We start from the raw sequence: 23,852 nt of genomic DNA, 5'->3' as shown, positions 1-23,852 counted from the left end.
GGACTCGAGTAAGTCCGAATATGTCGCCATGGCAGTCCTCCTCGCCTCAGGTACCGGCAGGGGCCTGGCAGTAGTGTCGATCAATTCGCCGATGACGGGCCTCTAGACGACATTGGACGATGTCCGGTGTTACGCAGGCGTTATTGGACTAACTGCCATCGGCCAAGGCCCGGCACCGGCCAGGATCTTGAAGAACCGGCTAGGCAGCAGCTGCCATCCGAACGCCGGAGCCCGTCAGCGGCCGGGCTCTCTGTCACCGGGATCAGGTCCCTTCCGGATGCATCCTTTAGCTGCGTTGACAAGGCGGTTCGCGGTGGGAACCTAGAATCGGGGAGACGTTCGGCAGTGGCTTGGGGGCCACAATGCCCTTGGGGGGCACGAAAATGAATGCAACAGAGCCCATGTGGGAAGTCCAATTACTGGGAGGGTGGCAGATTCGCCATGGAAAGCTTCCCGTCAGGGTAACTATCCGACAGCAGCGCCTGATTGCCGTCCTGGCCCTTTACGGCAGCGAGCCGCGCGCTTTCCTGGCCGGGCTGCTCTGGCCGGACAGCTCGGAGAGGCAGGCAACGGGTAGCCTGCGGGAGACGATCTGGACGATTTCGCACCAGTTGCCTGGACTGCTGGCGGAGCGCAGGGATCCGCTGGCACTGGCTCCGGACGTGGCAGTGGACGTTCACGAAGTTCGCCGGCGACTCGCCGCCCTCGACGGGGACCGCGGGCTCCGCCTTCGGCCGGCCATGCTCGACCTGCTGCGCACGGCCGAACTGCTGCCCGGGTGGTACGAGGACTGGGTCACGGCCGAGCAGGAACGGTGGAGGCAGTTGAGGCTGACGGCCCTGGAACGCCTCGCCAGCCAGTATCTCGAACGCGGCGAGACCGACCAGGCGACGGACGCCGCGAGATTGGCCATCGCCATCGAGCCGCTGCGCGAAAGCGCGCAGCGGCTGTTGCTGGAGACGCACATCGCCGACGGCAATTATGCGCAGGCGCTGCAGGCGTTCGAGGTCTTCAAGTCCCGGCTCTGGAAGGAATTCGGGGTGGAGCCTTCGGCCCAGATCATGAAGCTCATGGCACCCCTGCTCACGTAGCCGCTGCCGCGTGCAGCGCACCAAACCGGGCAGCCCGCCAGCGCCGCGGACTAAGGCTCGGCGGTCAGGGATGAGGCATACAGGTCCATCAGCGCCGGCAGCCCGCCGGATTCCATGGCCCTGCGCTGCCGGTCGGCGCCGGTTCCCGTGGCGAAGAGCCGTTCGATGCTGGCATCAACCCAGGCCGAGTCGCCTTCCTCCTCGAGTGCCGGCCGAATGTAGCGCAGCAGCATGCCCACCACATCCCGTGCCGGCAGCAGCACGCCGGACTCCGGATCCACCAACCGGTCGGACAGGCCTTGGCGTCCCGCCTGCCAGACGGCAGCATCCAGAAGCTCCGGCTCGGGCTGCAAAAAGGACCGCGCGGACGCTTCGTCGGTCAGCACAGTGGATATCAGTCCCCGGACTACCGCAGCGATCAGCACGGAGTCCTGGGCCTCGAGCTGCACGTCGGCGGCACGGACCTCCAGGGTGGGGTAGCGGTCGGACAGCCGTGCCAGCCACGTGATGACGCCCCGGTCGATGACCACGCCGGAGTCGACCAGGCGCTGGATCCGGCGCTCGTAGTCGGCCGCGTCGCGGAAGACCGGCGCGCAGCCCTGGATCGGCCAGCGGCGGTAATGGACGATCCGCCAGCTGCCGAACCCGCTGTCGCGGTCCAGCCAGTAGGGCGAGTTGGCACCCAGCGCCACCACCGCCGGCAGCCACGGCCTGATCCGGTTCAGGGCCTGCACCCCGGCTTCCTTGTCGGGGACGGACACGTGCACGTGTTGGCCATTGACGAACTGGTCGGCCACAATGCCCTTCGCACTGGCCTTGAGCTGGTGGTAGCGCTGCTTGTCCGTGACCTCCGGATAGTCGTCCTGGATCCGTGGTGCCGTGCCGGTGGCCGCCGCCCGCACCCCGGCCTTCCGGGCGGCGGCATCCAGTTCGCGGCGGAAGTTGAGCAGCGACTCCTCGGCCTCGGTGAGCGTGGCGCAGACTGCGGTGGCAGTTTCGATCTGGCAAGTGAGCAGCTCCCGCTGGATGTCATCCCTGGCTACTTGCAGTGAGCCCTCCAGGTTTTCGGCGACCGCGTCCGCCACCGGGGCGGGTAAACCGGTGGCCGGATCCAGCAGCAGGTATTCTTCCTCAATTCCCAGAGTTGCCATGGGGCACCTTTCTTCTGCCGACGCTCAGACAAGCCGAGCCTAACCGATCCGCAGGCGGTTATGCTCACGGCCGGGACCGCCCGGGCCCCGCCGGATAGCCGTCCGGCGGGGCGTTCGGAGGCCTCAGGGCAGCGGCACGGTCAGGGCGGCTGCCGCGAGTCCGAGCGCGGCTGCGGCGGTGCCCAGCAGCAGGTTCGCCGCTAGATTGACGACGGCGGCGCCCGCGCGGCGCTCTGCCCACAGCTTAACAGTGGCGACGGTGAAGGAACTGAAGGTGGTCAGTCCGCCGGCCAGGCCACTGGCCAGGGCCAGGCGCCAAGGGTCCGGCATGGCCGGCTCCTGGCCGACCACCCCGCCGGCGACGAGCCCGAGGATGAACGACCCGGTGACATTGACCAGCAGGGTAGCCCAGGGCCAGTGCTGCTCCGGCCGCCGGCGGGCAGCCTGCAATTGGGCGAGCCAAGTGTCGGCGGCGAAGCGCAGCAGGGCGCCGCCGGCGCCGAACAGCCCGACGAGCAGCGCCGTCACGCGGCAGCCCCCCGGGTAATCCGGCGGCCCAGCTTGCGGCCGCAGTACAGCCCGGCGACGGCGGCGGCGAGGCCCGCGGTCAAGGACAGGCCCAGATACAGCAGCCAGTCGGCGTGGCGGCCCTGCGCCGCCAACCGGTCGATGGCCAGCGCCACGGCCGAGAAGGTGGTGAAGGACGCCAGCAGCCCCGGCCCCAGCGCTGCCCGCAGCCAGAACGCGGCGCCGGGGCGTTCGGTCCAGAGGGCCGTGAGCATGCCCAGCAGCAGGCTGCCCGAAATGTTGATGGCCAGCGTGGTCCATGGAATGGAGCCGTCTTCAGGGAAGGCGATACCCAGCAGGTAGCGCGCCTCGGCGCCCGCGAAGCCGCCGACCGCAACGGCGGCCCAGGCGCCCCAGCCGGGCAGCGCAGACGGCGCCGCCGCGATGCGAAGCCGCGCGCGCGGCGTCGTGCTCACGAAGCGAGCCGGCAGCCGGGATGCGGATCACCGTGCACCCACAGGGCGGCGGCGGCCTGGTCGCCCAGATCCAGTTCCCGGGCCGCCCCGTCGGGGCCGAACCGGACCACCAACGCACCGCCGAAGGGGCGCCGGCCGACGACTTCCACGCGGTCGTCGAGTCCGATCCGTTCGGCGCTGAAGAAGCGCAGGAGGTCGGCATTGGCGTCGCTGATCCGTGTGATTCGGCCGGTGTGTCCGCCGTCGAGCTCTTCCAGCTGCACGGCGCTGGGCACGTGGACGGTACCGTCCGCCGTCGGGATGGGGTCGCCGTGCGGATCGCGCTGCGGGTTGCCGAGCTTGGCCGCCATCCGGTCGATGAACATATCGGAGACGGTGTGTTCGAGCAGTTCGGCTTCATCGTGGACCTCGTCCCAGGCATAGCCGAGTTCCTGGACCAGGAAGGTCTCCAGGATCCGATGCCGGCGGACCATGGTCAGGGCCAGCCGGCGACCGGCGTCGGTCAGTTCGATGGCGCTGTACGGCCGGTGGTCCACCAGCTGCAGCTCCACCAGCTTGCGCACCATCTCGGAGACCGACGAGTTGGCCACGCCGAGCCGGCCGGCCAGCTGCGAGGACGTGATGGGCTTGTCCTGCCACTCGGTGAAGGCATAGATGACCTTCACGTAGTCCTGCACGCTGGACGAGCCGCTGCTGAGCGCGGTCTTCCTGGCCGGGGGCATGCGTCTCACTCTCTCGTCGAACGTCTGCCAAGAAGGCAGGCTACTGGGTGGCGGCGCCGGTGCCGGACTGCACGGCGGAGCCCTGCCCTGCGCGGCGCCGGGCCATCTGCCAGATTACCCCGGTCCGCGGCGCGCCCAGGTAGACCACGAGGAAGACCAGCGCCTGGGCCAAAACCACCGCAGCGCCGGTGGCGACGTCCAGGTAGTAGCTGGCGTAGATGCCGGCGACCGAGGCGGCGGCCGTGAGCGAGGCGGCAATCGCCAGCATGGCATCGAACCGCCGGGTCAAGAGGAACGCGGTGGCCCCCGGGGTGATCAGCATGGCCACCACCAGCACGATGCCGACCGCCTGCAGTCCGACGACGACGGTGAGCGCCAGCAGCCCGAGCAGCAGCACCGACAGCCAGCGGGTGTTGAGCCCGATGGCGTGGGCGTGGATGCGGTCGAAGGCGAACAGCGTGAGGTCGCGGCGCTTGAACAGCAGCACGCACAGCGCCACGGCGCCGAGGATGAGCACCTGCAGCAGTTCGCCGTCGCTGACGCCCAGCACGTTGCCGAACAGGATGTGCTGCAGGTCGGTCTGGCTTGGCGTTTTGGAGATGATGGCCAACCCGGCCGCGAAGAACGCGGTGAACACCACGCCGATCACGGTGTCGCCCTTCAGGCGGGTGGAGGACCGCACGCCGCCGATCAACGCCACCGCCGCCGCGCCGAAGATGAAGGCGCCGAGCGAGAACGGCACCCCGACGATGTAAGCCAGCGCGACACCGGGGAGCACGGCGTGGGAGACCGCGTCGCCCATCAGCGACCAGCCCATCAGGATCAGCCAGCAGGACAATACTGCCGACACGACGGAGGCTGCCAGCGTGACCACCAGGGCGCGGGTGAGGAACCCGTACTGCAGCGGTTCCAGCAGCCAGCTAAACAACTCCACTGCGTGATCCTTCCCCTGGGCCGGCCAGCGCGGAGCCAAAGGCCAAGGCCAGGTTTTCGTTGGTGAGCACGTCTGCCGGCCGGCCGTGCGCCAGTATTTTCTGGTGCAGCAGGATGGCCTCGTCGCACAGTTGCGGGATGCCGGCCAGATCATGGGTGGAGATCAGGATCGTCCTGCCCTCGTCGCGCAGTTCCTTCAGCAGGGCGATCAGGACCGCTTCGGAGGCCTTGTCCACTCCGGCGAATGGCTCGTCGAGCAGCAGCAGGCCGGCGTGCTGGGCTATGCCGCGGGCCACGAAGGCGCGCTTGCGCTGGCCGCCGGAGAGTTCGCCGATCTGCCGGTGCTGCAGATGGCGCAGGCCGGTGCGTTCCAAGGCTGCGTCGACTGCCTCGCGGTCGGGGCGGCGGGAGCGACGCATGGGTCCAAGCCGGCCGTAACGGCCCATCATCACCACGTCGCGCACCGAAACCGGAAAAGTCCAGTCCACGTCTTCGGACTGCGGCACGTAGCTGGCCAGGTTCAGCTTCCTCGCCTGCCGGGGCGACAGCCCAAACAGTTCCACCTTGCCCGACTCCGGGTGGACCAGCCCCATCAGCGACTTGAACAGCGTCGACTTGCCGGAGCCGTTGACCCCGATCAGCCCGCAGATGGTTCCCCGTGCCACCGTGGCGGAAACGCGGTCCAGGGCGACGACGTCGTTGTAGGCCACGGTGAGGCCGAGCACCGAAATGGCGGCGGCGCCGGCCGGGATGTCGGGCGTGCTCACGGGACCAGTCCTTCCTTGATCAGGGAGATGTCGTGCCGGATCAGCTCCAGATGGGTGGGGACCGGGCCGTCCGGTCCGGAGAGGGAGTCCACATACAGCGGCGTGATGAGCCGGGCCCCGGTGGCGGCGGCGACCTGCTGCATCGACTCCGGGTTGACGGTCGATTCGCAGAACACCGACGGGATCCGGTGTTCGGCGACCTGTCCGATCACGTCCTTGATTTGCCCCGGCGTGCCCTCGGCGTCGGAGTTCACCGGCCAGAGATAGGCCTCACGCAGCCCGGCGTCGCGGGCCAGATAGGAGAACGCGCCTTCACAGCTGACCAGGGCAGGAACGGCGGTCGGATCGGCGAAGGCCGACTCCAGGTCGGCCATCAGGACGTCCAGTTCCCGCCGGTATTCCGCGCCGTTGCGGCGAAAATCGGCCGCCTGTGCCGGCAGCAGGCGGCTGAAGGCGTCCACGATGTTGTCCACGTAGACCTTCGCTGCCTTCGGAGACATCCACGCGTGCGGGTTCGGCTTGCCGGCATAATTCCCGGCGGTGATGCCCACCGGCTCCACGCCGTCGCTGAGGACCACATGCGGGGCCGGCACGGCATCCAGGAACCGTGCGAACCAGCGTTCGAGGCCCAGCCCGTTGTCCAGGATGAGGTCCGCGTCCTGGGCCCTCACCAAGTCCGACGGCGTGGGCTGGTAGCCGTGGATCTCCGCGCCGACCTTGGTGATGGACGCGACTTCCACGTGGCCGCCGCCGATCGTGTCGGCCATGTCCGCCAGCACGGTGAACGTAGTCAGCACCAGGGGCCGCTCGGCCGTCGCGGCGGCGGACCCCGGCGGCGGAGCGCAGCCGGTCGCCGCCAGCACGAATGCAACGGCCAGCAGGATCCCCCTCGCGCAAAGTTTCGGCATGCCTAAATTTTGCAGGACGGACAGCCTCAAAACAAGCGCCGGAGGGGAAATGCCCGGGACCGGATCAGGTTTTTCTGGCCCGCCAGCTGTGCGTCAGGTAGGGCAGGTCGATCAGGGCCCCGGGGGAGTGGCCCAGGTGGTCGTGGAGGTACCAGTCGAGGTTGCCCAGGACTTTCGCCCGGGTGGCCTCGTTTGCGCGCAGGTAGTAGCTGCGGGTCTTGACCAGCTCCATCACGTCGCCGGTGCTGAGCGGGTCCCGCCACCGGGTTTCATGCCCTTCCAGCGCGCCGAACTCCCGGCCGACGCGGGGGCGGAAATCGGGTTTGAGCACGTCGCCGGCATGCATGATGCGGGAGAGGCGGTGCACCCACGGCACACCGGTATCCAACTGGTTCCACACCAATCCCAAGGTCCCGCCGGGCCTGAGGATGCGGGCGGCTTCCGTGCTCGCCCGCAGCGGATCGATCCAGTGCCAGGCCTGGGCCACGGTGACCACGTCCACGACGGCGTCGGGGAGGCCGGTATCCTCGGCGGTCCCCACCACGGTGGTCACGCCCGGAAGGTTGCGCTCCAGCTGCGCCAGCATGTCCGCCGAGGGATCCACCGCGACCACCCGCAGACCGCGGGCGGTCAGGGCGGCCGTGTACTTTCCGGTGCCGGCTCCAACGTCGGCGGCGTCCCGGGCGCCGGCCGGCAGCAGCCAGTCGACGGCGTCGTCGGGGTAGCCGGGGCGGATGCGGTCGTAGTGTTCGCCGCCCTGCTGGAAGGTGCCGGCGTAGGCGCGCCGCTGCTCATCGTCCATGCGGGGGCCGCTGTGTGCCACGTGGTGCTCCTCGTGCGGCGGGGCGCTACCGGCCCTCGCCGGCCGCTTCGACGCTGCCGGCAGCTTCGTCGTCGTAGGCCGCCGAGGCCGACCCGGCGGGACGCTGTCCGCGCAGTTCGGGGTTCAGGCGGTGCAGGGCCTCCGCATGGAGCAGGCCGTTGGTGGCCAGCGCGTTGCCGCCGAACGGACCGTCTTCGCCCTCCAGCGAGCTGAACCGCCCGCCGGCTTCGGTCACGATCGGCACCAGGGCGGCCATGTCGTAGAGGTTCAGTTCCGGTTCGCAGGCGATGTCCACGGCGCCTTCGGCCACCAGGCAGTAGGACCAGAAATCGCCGAAAGCGCGGGTGCGCCAGACGGATTCGGTCAGGCCAAGGAAGTGGTCCAGGTTCCCGCGTTCCTTCCAGCCGCCCAGGCTGGAGTAGGACAGCGACGCGTCCTCCAGCCGGTCCACGGCGGAAACCTGGAGCCGGGTCGCGGTGGCCAGCGAGCGTCCCGTGTAGGCGCCGGTTCCCTTGGCGGCCCACCAGCGCTTGCCCAGCGCCGGCGCGCTGACCAGGCCGACGACCGGCTGCCCCTCGTCCACCAACGCGATCAGGGTGGCCCAGACCGGCACGCCCCGGACAAAGTTCTTGGTGCCGTCAATCGGGTCGATGATCCAGCGGCGGGCGCCGTGGCCGCTGCTGCCGAATTCTTCGCCGAGCACGGCGTCGCGCGGCCGGGAGCGGGAGAGCTGCCCGCGGATTGCTTCTTCGGCTGCACGGTCGGCGTCCGTGACCGGAGTCAGGTCCGGTTTGGTCTCCACCTTCAGGTCGAGGGCCTTGAAGCGGGCCATGGTCTGCGCATCCACGGAGTCGGCCATCACGTGGGCCAGGCGCAGATCGTCGTTGTAGCTTTGCGAAGCGTGGGTCATAGGTTTCAACCTATCGGTAAGTGAAGTGCGGACGCGGGAGGCGGAGCCTCCAGCCGGGCAGGAGGCCTCAGACGGTGCCGAGTTCCTTGGCCTCGGGGCGCTCTTCGGCCCCCAGCAGGCGGCGCAGCGACGCGAGCCTCGCCGCACCCGCGTCGCCGGCCCCGCCGTCCGCGACGTAGGGGCCCAGCCCGCAGCCGATGGCGGCCGCGTCGTGTTTGCAGCCGCGCGGACAGTCGGCGGTGCCCGGCTCCAGGTCCGGGAAGGCGGACAGGATCCGGTCGGGGTCCACGTAGGCAAGCCCGAAGGAACGGATGCCCGGGGTGTCGATGATCCAGGTGCCGGCCGGCGAGTCCTGGACCTTCAGTGCCAGGGCCGACGACGACGTGTGCCTGCCGCGCCCGGTGACAGCGTTGACTCCGCCGGTGGCGCGCTGGGCTCCGGTGAGCGCGTTGACCATGGTGGACTTGCCGACGCCCGAGTGGCCGAGGGTGACGGTGACCTTGCCATCGAGATAACCGCGCAGCTGGGCCACGGCCTCGGTATCGAGCCGCGCCGACAGGCCCTCGTCGGAGGCGGTGTCCACGCCGAGGGCGTCGGCGGCCGCGGTGCGGCTGACGATGACCGGCAGCTCCAGGTGCTCGTAATTGGACAGCAGCTCGGCGGGATCCTTTAGGTCAGCCTTGGTGACGCACAACAGCGGGCGGATCCCGGCGTCGTACGCGGCCACCAGCGCCCGGTCGATGAACCCGGTGCGGGGTTCGGGGTTCGCCGCGGCCACCACGATGACCAGTTGGTCGGCATTGGCCACCACCGCGCGTTCAACCGGGTCGGTGTCGTCAGCGCTGCGGCGCAGCAGGGTGCGCCGTTCCTCCACCCGGACCAGCCGGGCGAGGCTGTCGGGTTCGCCGGAAACATCGCCGACCAGGGCCACGAAGTCTCCGGTGACCACCGGGGTGCGGCGCAGCTCGCGGGCTCGGGCGGCGACGACGATGCGCTCGCGGGGAGTGTCTTCATCGACGACGGCGGTGTACCGGCCGCGGTCAACGGTAACAATCCGCCCGAGCTCTGCATCCTCGTGGGCCGGGCGGTCCTTGGTACGCGGACGGGAGCCGCGCTTGTTCGGGCGGATGCGCACATCCGATTCGTCCCAGCTGCCGGTACTGCGCGACACCGTCAGCCCTCGGTGGCCGAGGCGGCCGGAGCAACGGTGAACATGTCCTGCCACAGCTGCGGGAATTCGGGCATGGTCTTCGCCGTGGTTTCGATGTCCTCGACCTCCACGCCGCGCACGGCCAGGCCGAGGATCGCGCCCGCGGTAGCCATGCGGTGGTCCTCGTAGGAGTGGAACAGGCCGCCGTGCAGCGGCCTTGGCCGGATCAGCAAACCGTCGTCCGTCTCCTCGGCGTCACCGCCCAGCCGGTTGATTTCCGCCACCAAGGCGGCCAAACGGTCCGTCTCATGGCCACGCAGGTGGGCAATGCCGCTCAGGCGGGACTCGCCGTCGGCCAACGCACACAGCGCTGCCGCGGTCGGCGCCAGCTCGCTGGTGTCGGCGAGGTCGGCGGCGGTGATCGACGCGCCGCCGGTGACGGTCAAGGTGCCGCCCTCCAGCGTGACGGTGGCGCCGAGCCGCGGCAGGATGTCCCGCCAGGCGTCGCCGACTTGGGTGGTGGCAGTGGGCCAGTTGGGGATCCTGACCCGGCCGCGCGTGGCCAGGGCCGCGGCCAGGAACGGGCCGGCGTTGGAAAGATCCTGCTCGATCCGGGTGTCGAAGGCACGGATCGGGCCCGGGGAGACCACCCAGTGGTTGGGGGTGGAGTCGTCGACGCCAACACCCAGGTCCCGCAGCAGCTGGACCGTCATCGAGATGTGGTCCAGGCTGGGCACGCGGTCGCCGGTGTGCTCGAGGTGCAGTCCGTCGCGGAAACGGGGACCGACCAGCAGGAGGGCGGAGACGAATTGCGAGGAGGCGCTGGCATCGATCGCCAGGTGGCCTCCGGCCACTTCACCGCTGCCGGTGATGCGGAACGGCAGGCTGCCGTGTCCGCCATCATCCACCGCCACGCCCAGCTGGCGCAGTGCATCGATGGTGGGGGACATGGGCCGGCGCCGCGCAGCCGGGTCGCCGTCGAACTCCACTGCTCCGCTGCACAGCGCGGCCAGCGGCGGCACGAACCGCATGACCGTGCCAGCCAGCCCGCAGTCGATGGCGGCAGCGCCCAGCGGACGCGACGGGTCGATCGGGTCCACCAACAGATCCGGGCCGAACCTGCCGTCGCCCTCGGTCTCGGTGATGCCGGCTCCCAAGGACCGCAGCGCCTCCACCATCAGAACGGTGTCCCGCGAGTGCAGCGGGGAGCGTAGCCGGGAGGGGCCGTCGGCCAGCGCGGCGAGCACCAGGTAACGGTTGGTGAGGGACTTGGAGGCCGGAACCTCTACTGTTGCATCGATCGGCCGCTCCGCGAAGGGGGCGGGCCAGTGGTTGGCAGTGTGGGGCATTACGTTCAGGATGCCACCACGTCCGTCGTGGCTTCGCGCACCGCGCGCTCGGCCTTCTTCAGCTGCTTCCGTGCGTCATGGCCGATCGAACCGGCATTGCGGCGGGCGTCTTTGCCGATGGAGCGGACGTTGCGCCGGGCGTCAGCGGCAAGATGCTCGGCCCGCCACACCAGGCCGGGCCGGCCATTGGTATCCACAGCGGCGAGCAGGACCGCCCCGATCAAGGACAGATTCTTTAACAGGTGGTTGCGGCGGGTGCGCCTGGCTTCCGGCGTTGCGGAATCGGCGGCGCGGTAATCCACCACGGTATTGAGGGCCGTGGTGCCGGCCAGTACGGCAGCCGCGAGCCGCGAGAACTTGCCCATGCCCAAGAGCACACCTGCTCCCACCTGGGCCGCGCCGATAGCGCGGGCCATCAGCTTCTCCTGCCCGGCCAGGGCGCCAGCCGCGGGAAGGACGGATTCCGTCTGCTGGACCAGCGGCCGCAGGGACACCGCCGTTTCGTCGGTGTGGCGCAGACGGTCTATGCCGGTGGCTACAAAGCTTGTGGCCAGCAGCGGGCGGGCGGCAAGGCGGACGATTGACATTGGAAGCCTCCTGGCTGTCAGCGTGCGTCGAAGGATCTGCGCCTTTCCCGGAGCCGGGCCCCGGGAAGGTGGCACTGGACACTAGTCTGGCACTTTTGTTGCCACCGCACACCTTGCGGGGGCGTTTGTCGGGGTCGGCGGGGAATAGTTGCGGGGCATCGGCGGTTAGCCATGGGAGGAAGGCCGGTGCATTGTCTCCGGCCGACAAGGTGTCGGAACGGAGGGAGATCCTGTGGCTACAGCGCTTGCCGAACGGGGCCCTGCAGGTCCGGTTGCGGGCGCAGCGTCCGCCCCGGCGTCTGTGCGGCTCAGCGTAGACTGGGAGCCAATGACGACTGAGAATTCGGACGCCACCCAGGACCGCGTTATCCCCGCCACAACGGGGGAGCCGGACGAGGTCGACGTCCAGACGGAAACCGCCGACCAGCGCCGTGCCCGGTTCGAACGCGACGCCATGCAGTATGTGGACCAGCTCTATTCGGCAGCGATGCGGATGGCACGCAATCCCAGCGACGCCGAGGACTTGGTGCAGGAGGCCTACACCAAGGCGTTTTCGGCCTTCCACCAGTACAAGCCGGGCACCAATCTGAAGGCCTGGCTGTACCGGATCCTGACCAATACGTACATCAACCTCTACCGGAAGCGGCAGCGCGAGCCGCAACAGTCCAACACGGACCAGGTAGAGGACTGGCAGATGTTCCAGGCCGCAGCGCACACGTCCTCCGGGCTCCGGTCGGCGGAAGCGGAGGCACTGGACCACCTGCCGGACTCGGACGTGAAGAACGCCCTCCAGGCGATCCCGGAGGAATTCCGGCTGGCCGTCTACTTTTCGGACGTGGAGGGCTTCGCGTACAAGGAAATATCGGAAATCATGAACACCCCCATTGGCACCGTGATGTCCCGCCTGCACCGGGGACGCAAGTTGCTGCGCGAACTGCTCGCAGATTATGCGCACGAACGTGGCATGTCAGACACCAAGGACAAGAAAAACGCCGCGGCGGCGGTGGGGACACAACAGGAGAACGGTAAATGAGCGACTGCCACGGACTGGGCGACTGCGAAGACGACCGGATGCAGCGGATCTACGAGTACGTCGACGGCGCACTCTCCCGCGATGACCTAGCGGAAATCAAGGCGCATCTGGACAGCTGTCCCGAATGCGCCGAGGAACACAACCTGGAGTGCCTGATCCGCTCGGTGGTGAAGCGCTCCTGCCAGGAGCACGCGCCACAGACGCTGAAGGAACGGATCCTGGACAGGATCAGCCACATCAGGGAAGCCGACACCGTGTAACGGGCCTGCCGGCGGCGCTCATCCTGCAGGGAACGAGCCGGGCACAACGAAAGAACCCCCGCGGCCCAATCGGGCGCGGGGGTTCTTCGTTCAGCAGCTTCAGCCGCGCGGGCTGTTGTCCGGCTGCTTAGGTGTTGGGGCGCTTGCCGTGGTTTGCGCCGCCGCGCTTACGGTCACGGCGCTTGCGTGCTCGCTTGCTCATGGCTGCCTCCTTTGCTGGATGAAAAAGAACTGCGCACCAGTCTGTCATATGCCCGCCCCACCTCCTAACCGGAGGAGGGCCCGGACCGGTCAGCGCAGGGCCGCGGTGATGGAGGCCCTGGCCTGCTCCAGCACTGTCCTGATGGTCTGCACGGCGACTTCGTCCACGGTGCCGGCCGCCGTGCGCCGGCGCAGGTGCACCCTCACGTCGTCGCGGAAGTCGTTGAGCAGGTGTTCCAGTTCCTTGACCGTGCGCTGTCCGGCGGCCTCGGCTGCGCGCGGGGACTTCCTGGCGTTGGCGCGGGCGGCCTCCGCCGAGGCGGCGAGGTCGGCCCGCAGTCCCTTCATCGAACTGCGCAGTTCCTCCCGCAGCTCGTCCGCCAGGCGCCGCACCGAAGCGGAGATGTCGGCTTCGACGCCGGCCAGTTCTTCCCGGCGGGCCGCCAGTTCGGCCCGCCCGGCATCGGTGATGCTGTATACCGTGCGCCGCCCATCGGACGAGGTGGCGACCAGCCCTTCGTCCTCGAGTTTGGCCAGCCTGGGATAGACGGTGCCCGCGCTGGGGGAGTAGGTGCCCCCGAACCGGTCGCTCAGGGCGCGGATGATGTCGTACCCATGCTTGTCGCCTTCCGCCACCAGCGCGAGCAGATAGAGCCGCAAGGCGCCGTGGGCGAAGACCGGAGCCATCAGCCGACCTGGCTTCCGGCACTGTCCCGGTGGAAGACCGCCAAGGTGCCCGAAACCGTGGTGGACCGGATGGTGAGCCCGCGGCCTTCGGGTCCTATCCGGGTCTTGACCTTCTCGGAAAGGCCGAAAAACTTCTGGTCGTTCACCGTGATGCTGCCGGTGGCCGAAGAAGCAGCCACTTCCACGCCGCATTCGTCCGGGACGCGGACCGTGACGTCGCCGGAGACGGAATTGACGGCCAGGTCCTCCGGGGCGCCGTGCAAATCAAAACCCAGGTCCCCGCTGACCGTGCTGGCCCGGACGTGGTCCAGGAAGCCGGAAGCGGTGATTTCGCCGGAGACGCTCTTGGCCACGAGATTCCCGCTGTGCCGGCGGACGATGATGTCCCCGCTGACCGTATTGACGGTGAGCATTCCGGCGGTGTCGTCCGCCATCATGGACCCGGAGACCGTGCTGACATCCGCCCCGGCCGCCGCACCGCACACCAGGCCGTCGCCACTGACAGTGGCGGCCTTGACGAGCAGGTCCCGGGGAATGCCGATACTGATGACCGCTTCGTCCCGGGCTCCGGGAAGCACCAGGTTGACGTGCCGGGCGAGGAAACCCAGCGGCCCGTCGCCGGCCTTGCCGTGGCTGATGTCCAGGGTGCCGTTGCGCAGGGTCATTTCCAGGGGTGTCCCGGTGACCTCGGAGACCTCCACGCGGACCGTCGGCTCGTCATGGACGATGATGTCCAGCCGCCCCTTGACGATGGATGCTCTCAGGGAGCGGACATTGTCGACATCGATCGTCCGGGGACTGTCGATGCTCCAGGTATCGTTCATGGCCCGTCCTGCCTGCGACGATACACCGCTCCAAACGCGATATATCTTGTGATGCAGAACACGATATATCGCGACCGTCGTGCCCGCAAGGGGGGAGCACGCACGTCCTTAACTGCAAGGGCGGGACCGGAGCATCCTCCGGTCCCGCCGTCGCGGTGTTTCAGCCCTGTGCGGCACGCGCGTGCCTTTGCGGGCCGTTAGAAAGGTTCGGGCAGGTCCAGCCAGGGGTACCACCCGCGGTGCAGGACCAGCCAGGCCAGCAGCCCGTAGCCCGCTTGGCCGGGGCCTCCGCCGTTGCTGGCCAGGTCGGTGCGCCACTGCTCGTGGTTCAGCAACGGCGTGAAGGTGTCGACGAAGACGTGCTTGCGCCGCGTGGTGACATCCCCGAAGGCGGTCGACAGCTCGGCCAGCTGGATGTTGCGGTCGGGGTCCAGTCCCGGCGGCGGACCCACGACGAAAACCTTGACGCTCAGCTGCGCCGCGCCGTCGAGGATGTTCGCCAGGTTGAGCCGGCTGCGGGCTGTGGACAGTCCGAGCTCGAGATCGCGGCCGGACAGTCCAATGACGAGCCGGTTTTCGAAGCCGTCATCGAAACGCCGCCCTGCTTCCTGCAGCCAGCGGCCGGCCAGTTCCTCGGTTCCTTCGTTGGGCGAGGCCAGCACGAAGGACTCCAGGGTGGCTGGATCCGGGTTGGTCCGGGCCAAGGTGCGGCCGAGCCAGCCGAGGGCGCGCGGGTCGCCCACACCGGCCAGCAGTTGATCACCCACGGCGGCGATCCTGATTCTGCGTTGCTCCACGGGTAGCTTTCTGGTTCGACGGATTGGAAGCGTGCTTAAACGAAAGTGGGCGGGGCGCCCTGCGGCACCCCGCCCACCATCTTACTTAGCGGCGTTCGAAGGCCTTCTTGACCAGAACATCCTGCTCCACGGCGTGGCGCTTGGCCGAGCCGGTGGAAGTGGCAGCAGATGCCGGGCGGGACACCAGGCGCAGCGGCCGGTCCAGGGCCTCGGGCAGGTACAGGCCCATGAAGGGCCACGGGCCCTGGTTGGCCGGTTCGTCCTGCGCCCAGACGATGTCCGCGTTCGGGTACTTGGCCAGTTCCGCCTTGATCTCGTCGACCGGCAGCGGGTAGAGCTGCTCCACGCGGATGAGCGCGGTCTTGGTGTCGGAGTTCTTCTGGCGCGCAGCCAGCAGGTCGTAGTAGAGCCGGCCGGAGACCAGCACCACCCGGTCGACGTCCTGGCCGTTCAGGTCCTGAACGTCCCCGATGACCGGCTGGAACGTGCCGCTGGTGAAGTCCTCCACCTTGGCCGCGGCGGCCTTCAGCCGCAGCAGTTGCTTCGGCGTGAAGATGATCAGCGGCTTGCGCGGCCGGCTGTAAGCCTGGCGGCGCAGCAGGTGGAAGTGCGAGGCCGGGGTGGTCGGATTGGCCACGATCATGTTGTCCTCGGCGCACATCTGCAGGAAGCGCTCGATCCGGGCCGACGAGTGGTCCGGGCCCTGGCCTTCGTAGCCGTGCGGCAGCAGCAGCACCAGCGACGACCGCTGGCCCCACTTCTGCTCGGCCGAGGAGAGGAACTCGTCAATCACGGTCTGGGCGCCGTTGACGAAGTCGCCGAACTGGGCCTCCCACAGCACCAGTGCGTCCGGGCGCTCGACCGAGTAGCCGTATTCGAAGCCCATGGCCGCGTACTCGGACAGCAGCGAATCGTAGATCCACAGCTTGGCCTGGTCGTCGGACAGGTGGCTCAGCGGGGCCCACTCTTGGCCCGTAACGCGGTCGTGGAAGACCGCATGGCGCTGCACAAAGGTGCCGCGGCGGGAGTCCTGGCCGGCCAGGCGTACCGGCACCCCTTCCATCAGCAGCGAGCCGAAGGCCGCGAGTTCGCCGAAGCCCCAGTCGATGTTGCCCTCGCGGGACATCTGCTCGCGGCGCTCCAACAGCGCCTTAAGCTTCGGATGGACGGAGAAGCCTTCCGGTACTTCCACGTGCGCCTTGCCGATCCTCGCCATCACTTCGCCGGAGACGGCGGTGCCGGCCGGCACGTTGGCCCTGTCCTCGGTCTGCTGCGAGAGCGGACGCTCCAGGTCGGACACGGCCTCGGAGTCCTTGGTGATCACCGGGATCGGCGACGTCTGCGCCGCATGGGTCTCGGCGAAGACGCGCTCCAGCCGTTCCTGGTAGTCGCGCAGGGCCTGGTCAGCTTCGTCCTGGGTGATGTCGCCGCGGCCCACCAGGGCCTCCGTGTACAGCTTGCGAGTGGAACGCTTGGCCTCGATGAGGTTGTACATCATCGGCTGCGTCATCGAGGGATCGTCACCCTCGTTGTGTCCGCGACGGCGGTAGCAGACCATGTCGATGACGACGTCCTTGTGGAAGCGCTGGCGGTACTCGTAAGCCAACTGTCCCACGCGGACCACGGCCTCGGGGTCGTCGCCGTTCACATGGAAGACCGGGGCCTGGATCATCTTCGCCACGTCGGTGGAGTACACCGAGGACCGCGAGGCATGCGGCGAGGTGGTGAAACCGACCTGGTTGTTGACCACGATGTGCACGGTGCCGCCGGTGCGGTAGCCGCGCAGCTGCGACAGGTTCAGGGTTTCGGCCACCACGCCCTGGCCGGCGAAGGCGGCGTCGCCGTGGATCATGACCGGCAGCACCGGGAACTCGTCGCCCCTGTCCAGGCGGTCCTGCTTGGCGCGGGTGATGCCCTCGAGCACCGGGTCGACGGCCTCCAGGTGGGAGGGGTTGGCGGCAAGGTAGACCTTGGTCTCGTTGCCGTTGTCGGAGGTGAACTTCCCTTCCGTGCCCAGGTGGTACTTCACGTCGCCGGAGCCTTGGACGCTGCGCGGGTCCTGGGTGCCCTCGAACTCGCGGAAGACCTGTGCGTAGGTCTTGCCGGCGATGTTGGTGAGCACGTTCAGCCGGCCGCGGTGTGCCATGCCGATGGCCACTTCGTCCAGGCCGTCGTCGGCGGCGTCGGAAATCACCGCATCCAGGAGCGGGATCAGGGATTCGCCGCCCTCCAGCGAGAAGCGCTTCTGGCCCACGAACTTGGTCTGCAGGAAGGTCTCGAACGCCTCGGCGGCGTTGAGCTTGCCCAGGATGCGCAGCTGCTCTTCGCGGCTGGGCTTGGCATAGGGGCGCTCCAGCTCGTTCTGGAACCATTCGCGCTCGGCCGGATCCTGGATGTGCATGTACTCGATGCCGGTGGTGCGGCAGTAGGCATCGCGCAGCACGCCCAGGATGTCGCGCAGCTTCAGGCGGTCCGCGCCGCCGAATCCGCCGGTGACCCACTCGCGGTCCAGGTCCCACAGCGTCAGCCCGTAGGTGTTGATGTCCAGGTCCGGGTGCTTGCGCTGGACGTACTCCAGCGGGTTGGTGTCCGCCATCAGGTGGCCGCGGACGCGGTAGGCGTGCACCAGTTGCTGGATGCGGGCCACCTTGTTGATCTGCAGTTCGACGTCCACCTGGTTGTCCGGCCGCCAGCGGACCGGCTCGTACGGGATGCGCAGTGCTTCGAAGATCTCATCGTAGAAGCCCTGTTCGCCCAGCAGCAGCGATTCGATCAGGCGCAGGAACTCGCCCGAGCCGGCCCCCTGGATGACGCGGTGGTCGTAGGTGGAGGTAAGCGTGATGATCTTGCCGACGCCTTGCGCGGCGATCGTCCGTTCGCTGGCGCCGCGGAACTCGGCGGGGTACTCGAGGGCACCGACGCCCACGATGGTGGCCTGGCCCTTGGACAGGCGGGGGACGGAGTGGACCGTGCCGATTCCGCCCGGGTTGGTCAGCGAAGCCGTGGTGCCGGCGTAGTCGTCGGCGGTGAGCTTCCCGGCGCGGGCCCGCTTGATCAGGTCCTCGTAGGTGTGCCAGAACTCGGAGAAGTTCATGGTTTCGGCGCGCTTGATGTTCGGCACCACCAGCAGGCGGCTTCCATCCGGCTTGGGCATGTCGATCGCGATGCCGAAGTTCACGTGGGCCGGCTGGACAGCGGCGGGCTTGCCGTCGATCTCGTCGTAGTGGACGTTCTGGCTGGGGAACTGGCCCAGCGCCTTGACCACGGCGTAGCCGATGAGGTGGGTGAAGGAGACCTTGCCGCCGCGGGCGCGGGCCAGGTTCGAGTTGATCACCAAACGGTTGTCGATCAGCAGCTTGGCGGGAACCGCGCGCACCGTCGTCGCGGTTGGCACGCTCAGGCTGGCGTCCATGTTGGTGGCAATGGCCTTGGCCGGGCCACGCAGCACGGAAACGGTGTCTTCTTCGGCCAGTGCGCTGGGCGCGGATTTGGGCAACTGGGCGGGGATCGGGGCAGGCTTCGCCTCCGCCTTTTCGGCCGGCTCAGCCTTTGCCGCCGGCTTGGCCGGGGCGGCGGTGCTGCTCGTGGAGGTGTTGGGAGCAGGCTCATTGTCGGCGGGAATCGGTGTGGGTCCTGCCTGCTCCGTGGCCGTGCTCTCGCCCGAGGCCTTGGGTGCGGCATTTGCCGTGGTGGGGCGGGACGGCGCGGCGGTGCCGGCCGAGGAAGCTGCAGTGTCGTTCGAGTTGCCGTCGCCGCCGTTGGCCGCCTCGAAGATGCTCCACCATTTCTTGTCCACGGAATTCTTGTCTTGGAGGTACTGCTCGTAGATTTCGTCAACGAGCCATTCGTTACCGCCGAATTCTTCGGGTAGACGAAGGTTGGGATGCTCTGGCACTTGTGATACGCCTCTTCCGTGAATTGCCGCTTGCCCTGCAGATCACACGCTTCCCCTGGCTGCCTTCCGAACCTGCCGACCAGCAGCGGAATTGCGAGTGCGCATCTGCCGCGCACTAGATCTGGACCAGTAGCCAGTCTAATGACACTTTCGCAACGCAGGCTAATCTTTAGCGTTTAAGCGGGCCAACTTCGTGCCGATTCGTCCCGAGGCGCGGTGGCCCTAGACTCTCAGGGGTGCGGGAGATTTTCAGGCGGCCGGGCCGCCCTCCGCTGTGCAGCGCCGCCAGCGCACGGACACGACGGATCCGGCCACCCGACCCGCAGCCCCATTCACCTGACCGACTGCCGCGCCGCCTGGCCGTCCCGGCCTGCACGGCGACGAGGAAAGAGAGCAGCCATGCGCCTGATCAACGAGCCGATGACCGACTTGACCTACTCGGACGTTTTCCTGGTGCCGTCGCGCTCGGATATCACGTCGAGGCTGGATGTCGACCTCTCGGCCGGCGACGGCACCGGGAGCACCATTCCCCTGGTCGTGGCGAACATGACCGCCGTGAGCGGCCGCCGCATGGCGGAGACGATGGCGCGGCGCGGCGGGTTGGCCGTGCTGCCGCAGGACGTCCCGCTGAACGTCCTGGCCGAGGTCACCGGTTGGATCAAGGACCGCCACATCGTCTTCGAAACGCCGTTGGAGCTGGCCGCGGGCAACACCGTGATCGATGCCGTGCACCTGATGGACAAACGCGCGCACGGCGCGGTTGCGGTGGTGGACGACGCCGGCAAGTGCGTGGGCGTGGTGCGCGCCGAGGACTGTGAGGGCGTGGACCGCTACGCGTCGCTGGAGTCGGTGATGGCTGCCCACCCGCTGCTGCTGGATGCCTCCATGTTCAACGCAGGGGCGGACACCGCGCTGCGGCAGGCCTTCGACCTGTTCGACTCGGCCTCGGCATCCTTTGCGCCGGTCGTGGACGACGACCGCGTGCTGGTCGGCGCGCTCACCCGCGCCGGCGCGTTGCGCTCCACCATCTACACCCCCGCGCTGGATCCGCAGGGCCGGCTGAAGGTAGCCGCCGCCGTCGGGATTAATGGCGACGTCCGCGCCAAGGCCGAGGCGCTGCTGCAGGCCGGCGTGGACGTCCTGGTGGTTGATACAGCCCATGGCCACCAGCGCAAGATGTTCGACGCCCTCGAAGCAGTACGCAGCCTGGACCCGCAGGTTCCGGTGGTCGCCGGCAACGTGGTCAGCGCGGACGGCGTGCGCGACCTGGTGGCAGCCGGCGCGGACATCGTCAAGGTCGGCGTGGGGCCGGGCGCCATGTGCACCACCCGCATGATGACGGCGGTGGGCCGCCCGCAGTTCTCCGCCGTGCAGGAATGCGCGGAGGCGGCCCGCGAGCTCGGCGCCCACGTGTGGGCCGACGGCGGGGTCCGTTATCCGCGGGATGTCGCCCTGGCGCTGGCGGCCGGCGCCAGCCAGGTGATGATCGGTTCCTGGTTCGCCGGGACGCACGAGAGCCCCGGAGACCTGCTCACGGACAGCAACGGCCGCAAATACAAGGAAAGCTTCGGCATGGCGTCGGCCCGCGCGGTGCAGAACCGGACCCGGCGGGAGGACGCCTTTGAGCGGGCGCGCAAGGCACTCTTCGAAGAAGGCATTTCGTCCTCGAAGATGTACCTCGACCCGCTGCGCCCCGGCGTCGAGGACCTCCTGGACGAGATAACTTCCGGCCTGCGCAGCTCGCTGACCTACGCCGGCGCACAGAACCTGGTGCAGTTCCGCGAACGTGCCATCGTGGGGGTGCAGTCGGCCGCCGGCTATGAGGAAGGCCGGCCGCTGCCCGAGAGCTGGTAGGGGTGCCGGCAGCCGGTGCCGGCCGCCCGGCCCGCACCGGCGGGGGAGGGTGGCTGGCGGGCACCGCCCGCCGGTACGCCGGCGGCAGAACGGCCACCGGGGACTGCCCGCGGCGTAAGCCCGCCTGCTACGCTATAGCCCATAATGGACAGCTATTCTAGGAGCCGGTCCGTGACGCGCCCCGCAGGGCAGGCAGCATGCCAGACCGCGGGAGCACAGGCAGCCCAAGCGGGCGCCGCCTGCGAGGCGTCACCCAGCACCGGCAAATCCCGTGCACGTGCCCATCACACACTTGCCGCCCGCGCGGCCGGTCAGGAGCCTCCTAGTCCGGGCTCGGACGACCCCCCGCCAGGTCCATCGAACCGCCTGAAGTTCAGGACGGTGGCGAGCTAAATGGAATGGATCCAAATCGCCGCCGGCATGCTGCTGATCCTCGGCACCGGCTTCTTTGTCGCCGTGGAATTCGCTTTGGTGGCCCTTGACCAGCCCACTGTGCAGCGCGCCATCGACAACGGCGACCGCGGTGCAGTGCCGCTGATGAAATGCCTGAAGTCCCTCTCCACGCAGCTTTCCAGCTGCCAACTCGGCATCACCCTCACCACGCTGCTGACCGGTTTCCTGATGGAACCGGCCATCAGTTCGCTGCTGCGTCCGTCGCTGACCGCGCTGGGACTGGCCGACGCCGTCATCCAGCCGGTCGGTGCCGTGATTGCCATGGTGATCGCCACCCTCCTCTCCATGCTGCTGGGCGAACTCGTGCCCAAGAATGCGTCCATTGCCCTGCCGATGGCAGTCGGCAAGCTGGTGGCCCGGCCGCAGCTGATCTTCACCGCGGTGTTCAAGCCTTTTGTGCTGATGCTCAACGGCTTCGCTAACAAGGTGCTGCACCTGTTCGGGCTGGAGGCCAAGGAAGAGCTTTCCGGCGCCCGCACGCCTTCCGAGCTGGCATCGCTGGTACGCCGCTCCGCGGAAATGGGCACCTTGGATGCCGGGACCGCGAACTTCCTCGCCAAGACCTTGTCCTTCTCCGGCAGGACCGCAGCCGACGTGATGACGCCGCGCATCCGGGTGGAGTTCATTGACGCGGACCAGACCGTGGCCGACCTCATCGCCGCGGCCCGCCGCACCGGCTACTCCCGGTTCCCGGTGCTCGGCGATTCCCCCGACGACGTCCGCGGCGTCGCGCACATCAAAAAGGCGATCGGCGTGCCGCGCAAGAAGCGCCCGCACCTGGCCGCGGCCACCATCATGGCCGACGTGCTGCGCGTGCCCGAGACGGTGCATCTGGATTCGCTGCTATCGGAGCTGCGGGCCGCAAACCTTCAGTTCGCCGTGGTGCTCGACGAGTACGGAGGCACCGCCGGGGTGGTGACGCTGGAGGACCTGATAGAAGAGATCGTTGGCGAAGTCGCTGACGAGCACGACCGGGTGAAGCCGGGCGTGCTGCAGAGCGCGACCGGAAACTGGTATTTCCCCGGCCTGATGCGTCCGGACGAGGTCAGCGAGCAAATCCCGCAGCTGACCGTGCCCGACGGGGCCAGCTACGAAACGGTCGGCGGCTTCATCATGGCGCAGCTGGGCAGGATTGCGGTGGTCGGCGACACGGTGCCCGTGGACGGCGGCACGCTGGAAGTCGAGCGGTTGGACGGACGGCGGGTGGACCGCGTCCGCTTCATCCCCAGTCCGGCAACCGGTGCCGTGCTGCCTGAGACCGGCCTCGCGGGCGGTGCGCTCTGATGGCCGCCATGGGTATTTTCTGGCTGGTAGTGCTGCTGCTCGCCAATGCGTTCTTCGTCGGCGCCGAATTCGCCGTCATGTCCGCCCGCCGCAGCCAGATCGAGCCGCTGGCAGACAGCGGATCCAAGCGCGCCAAGACCACGCTGTGGGCCATGGAGCACGTCTCCCTGATGCTGGCCTGCGCGCAGCTGGGCATTACCGTGTGTTCGCTGCTGATCCTGAACGTGGCCGAACCGGCGATCAAGGAACTGCTGCTGCTGCCGCTGGAGGGATGGCTGGGCATTCCGCACGAGATCTCCTACGGCATCTCGTTCGCCGTGGCGCTGCTGCTGGTGACGTTCCTGCACGTGACCTTCGGCGAGATGGTCCCGAAGAACATGTCCGTGTCCATGGCCGACAAGGCCGCGCTGCTGCTGGCCCCGCCGCTGGTGGCGGTCTCCAAGGTGGTGCGGCCGGTGATCTCCACCCTGAACTGGACCGCGAACCACTTGCTGCGGGCCGTGCGGATCGAGCCGAAGGACGAGGTCTCTTCCACGTTCACGCTGGAGGAAGTCCAGTCCATTGTGCAGGAGTCCACCAGGCACGGACTGGTCGACGACGACGCCGGTTTGATCTCGAGTTCGCTGGAGTTTTCGGCAGTGACCGCCGCCGCCGTGATGGTGCCGCTTGACCAATTGGTCACCATCGGCGTCGACACCACGCCGGAGCAGTTCGAGCGCGCGGTGGGACGGACAGGGTTCTCCCGGTTTGCCGTGGCCGATGCCAACGAGAACCTCACGGGGTACCTGCACCTCAAGGATGTAATGACCATCCCGGAGGACAGGCTCAACAAGACGATTCCGGTCACCAAGGTCCGCACCCTGGCCAATCTGGCGCTCGATGACGAGATCGAGGACGCGCTCGCCGTCATGCAGCGCACCGGATCGCACCTGGCCCGTGTGCTGGGATCCGACGGCAGTACGCACGGCGTGCTGTTCCTCGAGGACGTGTTGGAAGTGCTGGTGGGCGAAATCCGCGACGAAACGCAGGCCCAAGGACTGCGCCGGACCGGCGAATAGTCCCGCGGGGCGCGGGGCGGGAAGAGTGCCCCGCGCCCGTGCCCTGCCGCGCGGGGCGGAAGGGTGTCCGGTGCCCGTGCCGAATGCGAACGGTTCGCAACTGCGCTAAGCTGAAAACCCTTATTGTTACTG

General features: G+C 68.3%; 23 protein-coding genes. 6 read left to right on the top strand and 17 right to left on the bottom strand.

Features of this window, described 5'->3' with window-relative positions:
• Positions 1 to 383 precede the first annotated feature (383 nt).
• A complete protein-coding gene (locus tag AC5RV3_RS07505) occupies positions 384 to 1,091 on the top strand; it encodes an AfsR/SARP family transcriptional regulator (RefSeq protein ID WP_494121582.1) in 708 nt (235 codons plus the stop codon).
• 50 nt (positions 1,092 to 1,141) lie between these two features.
• Here AC5RV3_RS07505 and AC5RV3_RS07500 read toward each other — a convergent pair whose 3' ends face one another.
• The 12 genes from AC5RV3_RS07500 to AC5RV3_RS07445 all read right to left on the bottom strand — a co-directional run bounded on the left by AC5RV3_RS07500 (position 1,142) and on the right by AC5RV3_RS07445 (position 11,374).
• A complete protein-coding gene (locus AC5RV3_RS07500; RefSeq protein WP_494121581.1) occupies positions 1,142 to 2,242 on the bottom strand; it encodes a carboxylate-amine ligase in 1,101 nt (366 codons plus the stop codon).
• Between the two features lie 123 nt (positions 2,243 to 2,365).
• Positions 2,366 to 2,770 carry a fluoride efflux transporter FluC gene (locus AC5RV3_RS07495; protein WP_494121580.1) on the bottom strand — a complete coding sequence of 135 codons (405 nt, stop codon included), beginning with the start codon at positions 2,768 to 2,770 and terminating at the stop codon, positions 2,366 to 2,368.
• A complete protein-coding gene (locus AC5RV3_RS07490; RefSeq protein WP_494121579.1) occupies positions 2,767 to 3,225 on the bottom strand; it encodes a fluoride efflux transporter FluC in 459 nt (152 codons plus the stop codon). The genes AC5RV3_RS07495 and AC5RV3_RS07490 overlap by 4 nt, the downstream gene beginning before the upstream one ends.
• The gene (locus tag AC5RV3_RS07485) at positions 3,222 to 3,947 is read right to left on the bottom strand and encodes a metal-dependent transcriptional regulator (protein ID WP_494121578.1); all 726 of its coding nucleotides are present in this window, start codon (positions 3,945 to 3,947) and stop codon (positions 3,222 to 3,224) included. Before AC5RV3_RS07485 ends, AC5RV3_RS07490 begins: the two co-directional genes overlap by 4 nt.
• A 40-nt stretch (positions 3,948 to 3,987) precedes the next feature.
• A complete protein-coding gene (locus AC5RV3_RS07480) occupies positions 3,988 to 4,881 on the bottom strand; it encodes a metal ABC transporter permease (protein ID WP_494121577.1) in 894 nt (297 codons plus the stop codon).
• Complete coding sequence (locus AC5RV3_RS07475; RefSeq protein WP_494121576.1) at positions 4,868 to 5,647, bottom strand: metal ABC transporter ATP-binding protein; 780 nt, start codon at positions 5,645 to 5,647, stop codon at positions 4,868 to 4,870. The genes AC5RV3_RS07480 and AC5RV3_RS07475 overlap by 14 nt, the downstream gene beginning before the upstream one ends.
• Positions 5,644 to 6,555, bottom strand: coding sequence for a metal ABC transporter substrate-binding protein (locus AC5RV3_RS07470; RefSeq protein WP_494121575.1), 912 nt, complete (start codon positions 6,553 to 6,555; stop codon positions 5,644 to 5,646). Before AC5RV3_RS07470 ends, AC5RV3_RS07475 begins: the two co-directional genes overlap by 4 nt.
• Before the next feature lie 64 nt (positions 6,556 to 6,619).
• On the bottom strand, positions 6,620 to 7,378 hold the full coding sequence (locus tag AC5RV3_RS07465) for a class I SAM-dependent methyltransferase (RefSeq protein WP_494121574.1): 759 nt from the start codon (positions 7,376 to 7,378) through the stop codon (positions 6,620 to 6,622).
• Between the two features lie 25 nt (positions 7,379 to 7,403).
• Positions 7,404 to 8,288 (bottom strand): histidinol-phosphatase, encoded by an 885-nt coding sequence (gene hisN / locus AC5RV3_RS07460; RefSeq protein ID WP_494121573.1) that lies wholly within the window; start codon positions 8,286 to 8,288, stop codon positions 7,404 to 7,406.
• A gap of 67 nt (positions 8,289 to 8,355) precedes the next feature.
• A complete protein-coding gene (gene rsgA / locus AC5RV3_RS07455) occupies positions 8,356 to 9,459 on the bottom strand; it encodes a ribosome small subunit-dependent GTPase A (RefSeq protein ID WP_494121572.1) in 1,104 nt (367 codons plus the stop codon).
• Between the two features lie 2 nt (positions 9,460 to 9,461).
• On the bottom strand, positions 9,462 to 10,787 hold the full coding sequence (gene aroA, locus AC5RV3_RS07450; protein WP_494121571.1) for a 3-phosphoshikimate 1-carboxyvinyltransferase: 1,326 nt from the start codon (positions 10,785 to 10,787) through the stop codon (positions 9,462 to 9,464).
• Positions 10,788 to 10,792: 5 nt separating this feature from the next.
• Positions 10,793 to 11,374: a DoxX family protein gene (locus AC5RV3_RS07445; RefSeq protein WP_493989211.1), complete on the bottom strand. Its 582-nt coding sequence runs from the start codon at positions 11,372 to 11,374 to the stop codon at positions 10,793 to 10,795.
• 328 nt (positions 11,375 to 11,702) lie between these two features.
• Between AC5RV3_RS07445 and AC5RV3_RS07440 the strand changes: the two genes are divergently transcribed.
• Together AC5RV3_RS07440 and rsrA are read left to right on the top strand one after the other, a co-directional pair.
• Positions 11,703 to 12,407: a sigma-70 family RNA polymerase sigma factor gene (locus AC5RV3_RS07440; RefSeq protein WP_494121570.1), complete on the top strand. Its 705-nt coding sequence runs from the start codon at positions 11,703 to 11,705 to the stop codon at positions 12,405 to 12,407.
• A complete protein-coding gene (gene rsrA, locus AC5RV3_RS07435) occupies positions 12,404 to 12,667 on the top strand; it encodes a mycothiol system anti-sigma-R factor (RefSeq protein WP_493989213.1) in 264 nt (87 codons plus the stop codon). Before AC5RV3_RS07440 ends, rsrA begins: the two co-directional genes overlap by 4 nt.
• 127 nt (positions 12,668 to 12,794) lie before the next feature.
• Here rsrA and AC5RV3_RS07430 read toward each other — a convergent pair whose 3' ends face one another.
• From AC5RV3_RS07430 to AC5RV3_RS07410, 5 genes are all read right to left on the bottom strand, one after another.
• Complete coding sequence (locus AC5RV3_RS07430) at positions 12,795 to 12,869, bottom strand: 50S ribosomal protein bL37 (RefSeq protein WP_369299106.1); 75 nt, start codon at positions 12,867 to 12,869, stop codon at positions 12,795 to 12,797.
• 89 nt (positions 12,870 to 12,958) lie between these two features.
• Positions 12,959 to 13,555, bottom strand: a complete 597-nt coding sequence (locus AC5RV3_RS07425; RefSeq protein WP_494121569.1) for a PadR family transcriptional regulator — start codon at positions 13,553 to 13,555, stop codon at positions 12,959 to 12,961.
• Positions 13,555 to 14,379, bottom strand: coding sequence for a DUF4097 family beta strand repeat-containing protein (locus AC5RV3_RS07420; RefSeq protein ID WP_494121568.1), 825 nt, complete (start codon positions 14,377 to 14,379; stop codon positions 13,555 to 13,557). Before AC5RV3_RS07420 ends, AC5RV3_RS07425 begins: the two co-directional genes overlap by 1 nt.
• Positions 14,380 to 14,576: 197 nt before the next feature.
• Positions 14,577 to 15,176 carry a GDSL-type esterase/lipase family protein gene (locus tag AC5RV3_RS07415; protein ID WP_493989216.1) on the bottom strand — a complete coding sequence of 200 codons (600 nt, stop codon included), beginning with the start codon at positions 15,174 to 15,176 and terminating at the stop codon, positions 14,577 to 14,579.
• Positions 15,177 to 15,261: 85 nt separating this feature from the next.
• On the bottom strand, positions 15,262 to 19,071 hold the full coding sequence (locus AC5RV3_RS07410; RefSeq protein ID WP_494121567.1) for a multifunctional oxoglutarate decarboxylase/oxoglutarate dehydrogenase thiamine pyrophosphate-binding subunit/dihydrolipoyllysine-residue succinyltransferase subunit: 3,810 nt from the start codon (positions 19,069 to 19,071) through the stop codon (positions 15,262 to 15,264).
• 399 nt (positions 19,072 to 19,470) lie between these two features.
• Between AC5RV3_RS07410 and guaB1 the strand changes: the two genes are divergently transcribed.
• The 3 genes from guaB1 to AC5RV3_RS07395 all read left to right on the top strand — a co-directional run bounded on the left by guaB1 (position 19,471) and on the right by AC5RV3_RS07395 (position 23,720).
• Positions 19,471 to 20,925, top strand: coding sequence for a GMP reductase (gene guaB1, locus AC5RV3_RS07405; RefSeq protein ID WP_494121566.1), 1,455 nt, complete (start codon positions 19,471 to 19,473; stop codon positions 20,923 to 20,925).
• 393 nt (positions 20,926 to 21,318) lie between these two features.
• Positions 21,319 to 22,662, top strand: a complete 1,344-nt coding sequence (locus tag AC5RV3_RS07400) for a hemolysin family protein (RefSeq protein WP_494121565.1) — start codon at positions 21,319 to 21,321, stop codon at positions 22,660 to 22,662.
• 8 nt (positions 22,663 to 22,670) lie between these two features.
• Positions 22,671 to 23,720, top strand: coding sequence for a hemolysin family protein (locus AC5RV3_RS07395; RefSeq protein ID WP_494113625.1), 1,050 nt, complete (start codon positions 22,671 to 22,673; stop codon positions 23,718 to 23,720).
• Positions 23,721 to 23,852: the final 132 nt, after the last annotated feature.

It is taken from the genome of Arthrobacter sp. Y3221114 (genome assembly GCF_059092625.1).
This window is presented reverse-complemented; position numbering and strand designations above follow the sequence as displayed.

Coding starts and splice junctions, on each gene's coding strand:
- AC5RV3_RS07505 (WP_494121582.1), top strand. CDS start 384: ATGAATGCAACAGAGCCCATGTGGGAAGTCCAATTACTGGGAGGGTGG.
- AC5RV3_RS07500 (WP_494121581.1), bottom strand. CDS start 2,242: ATGGCAACTCTGGGAATTGAGGAAGAATACCTGCTGCTGGATCCGGCC.
- AC5RV3_RS07485 (WP_494121578.1), bottom strand. CDS start 3,947: ATGCCCCCGGCCAGGAAGACCGCGCTCAGCAGCGGCTCGTCCAGCGTG.
- AC5RV3_RS07470 (WP_494121575.1), bottom strand. CDS start 6,555: ATGCCGAAACTTTGCGCGAGGGGGATCCTGCTGGCCGTTGCATTCGTG.
- hisN (WP_494121573.1), bottom strand. CDS start 8,288: ATGACCCACGCTTCGCAAAGCTACAACGACGATCTGCGCCTGGCCCAC.
- aroA (WP_494121571.1), bottom strand. CDS start 10,787: ATGCCCCACACTGCCAACCACTGGCCCGCCCCCTTCGCGGAGCGGCCG.
- AC5RV3_RS07445 (WP_493989211.1), bottom strand. CDS start 11,374: ATGTCAATCGTCCGCCTTGCCGCCCGCCCGCTGCTGGCCACAAGCTTT.
- AC5RV3_RS07440 (WP_494121570.1), top strand. CDS start 11,703: ATGACGACTGAGAATTCGGACGCCACCCAGGACCGCGTTATCCCCGCC.
- rsrA (WP_493989213.1), top strand. CDS start 12,404: ATGAGCGACTGCCACGGACTGGGCGACTGCGAAGACGACCGGATGCAG.
- AC5RV3_RS07425 (WP_494121569.1), bottom strand. CDS start 13,555: ATGGCTCCGGTCTTCGCCCACGGCGCCTTGCGGCTCTATCTGCTCGCG.
- AC5RV3_RS07420 (WP_494121568.1), bottom strand. CDS start 14,379: ATGAACGATACCTGGAGCATCGACAGTCCCCGGACGATCGATGTCGAC.
- guaB1 (WP_494121566.1), top strand. CDS start 19,471: ATGCGCCTGATCAACGAGCCGATGACCGACTTGACCTACTCGGACGTT.
- AC5RV3_RS07400 (WP_494121565.1), top strand. CDS start 21,319: ATGGAATGGATCCAAATCGCCGCCGGCATGCTGCTGATCCTCGGCACC.
- AC5RV3_RS07395 (WP_494113625.1), top strand. CDS start 22,671: ATGGGTATTTTCTGGCTGGTAGTGCTGCTGCTCGCCAATGCGTTCTTC.